Source organism: uncultured Pseudoalteromonas sp., from assembly GCF_963922945.1.
Lineage (GTDB): Bacteria > Pseudomonadota > Gammaproteobacteria > Enterobacterales > Alteromonadaceae > Pseudoalteromonas.
The window spans coordinates 1-1746 of the sequence record NZ_CAWUKC010000188.1; the positions used below are offsets into that span (position 1 = coordinate 1).

At 39.3% G+C, this 1746-nt stretch carries 1 protein-coding gene; it reads left to right on the plus strand.

Going from position 1 to position 1746, the window contains the following annotated elements; all coding sequences use genetic code 11:
• The first annotated feature begins 184 nt into the window (after positions 1–184).
• Positions 185–1426, plus strand: a complete 1242-nt coding sequence (locus AABI99_RS18230; RefSeq protein WP_338367534.1) for an HlyD family efflux transporter periplasmic adaptor subunit — start codon at positions 185–187, stop codon at positions 1424–1426.
• Positions 1427–1746: the final 320 nt, after the last annotated feature.

A 1746-nucleotide genomic window follows, 5' to 3' on the forward strand; every position in this document is an offset into this window, starting at 1 on the left:
TGCCGATTCAGAAAATCCAATATTGAGCCTGCCGATGACGATTTTATCGAGCTAATATTTTTTATTTGATCATAATAAAATTCATTTTTTTGCATTAATGATTAGTTTTAATGTTCTATGTTGATTTATTGTTAATTTAATTCTAGTGTAATATAAATTAGAACAATATTAGTGAACCAACAGGATGCTATTTAGAAAGGAAGCTGTCGTTCAACAAAGTGAACGTTTAACAGGAGTGATTTCGCTTGCACAGCCGCTATCAATAAAATTGACCGTGTTTATTTTGGTATGTATCTCGATTGTTGTAATAGCCTTTTTATTTACAGCAGAGTATTCACGCAAGGAAGCAGTTAGGGGGTTTTTAATGCCCAATAAAGGGGTAATTAAAAGCTTTGCTAATCAAGGTGGCATGATTGAGCAGTTGTTGGTAAAAGAGGGCGATGCTGTTACTAAAGGTCAGCCGTTGGCGACCATCATTGTGCAGCAAAATAACAGCCAAGGCATAGCCTTGAGTACTCAGCTAGTTGAACAGCTAAGTATGCAAATACAACTGCTTAATGACGAAATTACACAAAACCACACCCTACAAAAGCAAGAGTCACTTAACTTACAAACGCAAAAACGTGCACTTACTAATGAGCAAGCTGCATTACAAAGCCAACTTAAACTGACTGATGAAAAACTAGCGCTACTTAACCGCCAACAAAGTAACCTTAACCAGCTTAATAAAAATGGCTTTTTATCAAACATAGAGCGTGAGCAACAACAGCAAGCCCTCTTAGATGCTAAGCAAGAAAAACAAAACCTAGCGCGTTTGCTGATGCAGCAAGAAAACCAGTTAAGCCAACTAAGCTTTAGCATTGCCAACGTACCCCAGCAATATACGCTGCGTATAAATAGCCTTAAACGGCAGCAAGCAGATATTCAAAACCAGCTCACACAAATTAAAAGTAACTATCAATATACCATAACAGCCAGTAACAGCGGTGTTGTTACTGGTATTCAAGTGGTAGAAGGTGAAACGCTTTCTTCTTCAAAACCGCTGCTACATATAATCCCCGAGGGTTCAGAGCTGGTAGCCGAGTTACTACTGCCTACTCGTTCGGCAGGATTTGTCGCCCTTGGTAATGATACGCGGTTACGCTTTGATGCTTTCCCTTATCAGCGTTTTGGTTTTATCAACAGTAAAATAAGCCGTATAGATAAGGCACTCATTACCCCAAACGAAGTACGTCTGCCTATCGCATTACAAGAGCCAGTATACCGTTTGCGAGCGACACTCAGCCAACAACAAATGCAGGCCTATGGTAAAGCATTTGAACTGAAAAGCGGTATGTTGTTTGAGGCGGATATTATGTTAGAGCAGCGCACATTGATCGAGTGGTTACTCGAACCTCTGTACAGTCTAAAAGGGCGCGTAAGTTAAGTGTAGCGTTTTATAAAATAAAGAAAAATTTAAAAGTTCTGGTGGTTTGCTAAATGCAAACAACCGGAAAAGACGGCCAGCTTTAGTTAACTTTAGCGAGCAGCTAAAGCCAGCCTATTAACCGCTCACCTTTATTGGAGGGGAGCATATTAACAACCCGACGACTTAACTAAAAAGCGTCGGATACATGGAGTATAACATTATGCGTGAATTAAACGTAAATGAAATTAAAGAAGTAAATGGTGGTCTTAGAGGGTTTTTAGTAGCTTATGGTGCATCAAAAGCTATCGATTATGCTATTGATTCATACGTGGGTCATA